Below are 1,826 nucleotides of genomic sequence, written 5' to 3'. Positions count from 1 at the left end.
TGGGCCAGGAGCGCGGCCGGGGCGAGGTTCCAGATCATCGCGGCCATGGCGGCATGCATGAGGGCGTGCAGGGCTTCGTTGATGCGGTCCGTGGCCTGGCGGGCCCGGGCGGCGAGGTAGAGGTGGTAGGCGCCGGCGGCGGACAGCACGGCCGTGAGGGCCCAGGAGACTGCGGGGATTTCGAACACAAGGATCACGCCCTCACTAGGGAACAAAAAGTTTGTGGCTGGAATGGACTCGGTCCCCGGCGCTGCTTCGGGGCAGCGCCGGGGACCGAAGATTGTGGAACTGGTTGTTACTGGTTCACTGCGGTGGCGGGGTTATTTGCCGGTGCTGCAGTGTCCGCCGGTGGTGGTGGTGATCTCGGCGGGCAGGTTCAGGGTGGGGTTCTGGTTGAAGAAGCCGTGGGGTTCGAGCATGAACCCGATGTTCTGCCTCGGCATGACGGGCCAGTCTTCCAGGCGCACGACGTGGTGCATGCCGAAGGTGTACCACACGACCAGGTCCTGATCCACGATGTTCCKGTCCGCCGCGGTCCAGGCCGGCAGCCCGTCCCCGCCGGTGGACTGGTTCGGGTATTCCCCGGCCGGGAACCGTTCTTCCCGGGTGTACGGGGTGACCCAGAGGTTGTTGCGGGCGAACTGKGCGCGTTGGGACACGTGCGCGCGGTCATCCGCGGCCAGGGTGATCGCGTTGTCCGGGATCAGCCGGTACGCGACCGGTTCATCCACGATGTTCCTGCTTTCGTGGTTGACGATCTTCCAGAACCGGTGCTTGGACGTGTCGGCCTTGCGGATCGCTGCCTGCTCGGTTTCCAGGAGCCGGTCCACGGCCTTGAACGCGGTGAACGTCGGGTTCTCTTCCGGGATCACGGTGTCCACCTCGTACACGGAGTTGTTCACCCCGTCGATTTCGAAGTCCATGCGCACGTTGAAGATGTGCTGGTGGATCGGACCATACAGCCCATCGTTGTTCAGGTTCTGACCATACGGGCTCTTCTCGCCCGGGTGCTGACCGGCCGTGGACAGGATCCCGGTGGCCTTGACCAGGAACTCAATGCTGCCGTCCAGGAACAGGTGCCAGTAGAACGCGTACTCGTAGTTCGCGACCGTGGCGATGAAGGAAATCACCAGTTTCCGGTTCCGGCGGGTCTCGGCCGTGCCCTCCCGGAAATCAAAATGCTTCCACAAAATCGAATCGTCTTCTTCGTGCATGCAGATCGCGTTCTCGATCGTGAGCGGGTTACCGTGACTGTCGGTGGTGATCCCGTCGAAGTACTTGATCTCCCCGGTGCAGTCACAGCCCAGGGTCAACGAGTTTGCCATGTTGCCGATGTTGTACTCGCCCGAGTCGAACGCGTTCTTCTTCGCCTGCACCGGGGCCGGGTCACCATACGGGACAACCATCTCGGCCAGCGAAGCACGGTTGATCACCGGACGCTCCACGCCCTGGTCACGGAACTTCAGCTGATGCAGCACCAGGCCCTCACGCGGGGTGAACCCCACCCGGAAGGACCAGTCCGCCCAGCGCACATGGTTGCCCGTGACCGTGAACGAGGCCCCCTCGGGCTGCGTGATGGAAATCGGCTTCAAATCCGTCCGGGCCTCCCCGACGTACTTGGGCAGGTAATTACCCCGCGCGGCCGGGACCGGGATCGCCTCGTTGTCATCAATCCTCGCCACCTGGCCCGAGGACAGGTCATAGATCACCACCAGGTTCTCGATCGGGTGCGCGTACGGGGAATCATCCGGCTCATCCCGCACGAACACCAGGGCACGCATCAGACGCCGGCCCTGGGCATCCTCACCGAACCAGCCCACACTCCA

At 63.7% G+C, this 1,826-nt stretch carries 2 protein-coding genes; both read right to left on the bottom strand.

The features are described 5' to 3' along the window. Positions 1–197 (bottom strand): hypothetical protein (locus E1809_RS26355; protein WP_133207160.1); only part of this gene is annotated, 197 nt, incomplete at its 3' end. 123 nt (positions 198–320) lie between these two features. Then, positions 321–1,826, bottom strand: a 1,506-nt coding sequence (locus E1809_RS26350) for a primary-amine oxidase (protein WP_133207159.1), incomplete at its 5' end; no start/stop codon positions are given.

The sequence above is a fragment of the Arthrobacter terricola genome, assembly GCF_004354015.1.
GTDB lineage: Bacteria > Actinomycetota > Actinomycetes > Actinomycetales > Micrococcaceae > Arthrobacter > Arthrobacter terricola.
The sequence above is the reverse complement of the archived record's forward strand: the minus strand, read 5'-3'. Positions and strand labels throughout refer to the sequence as shown.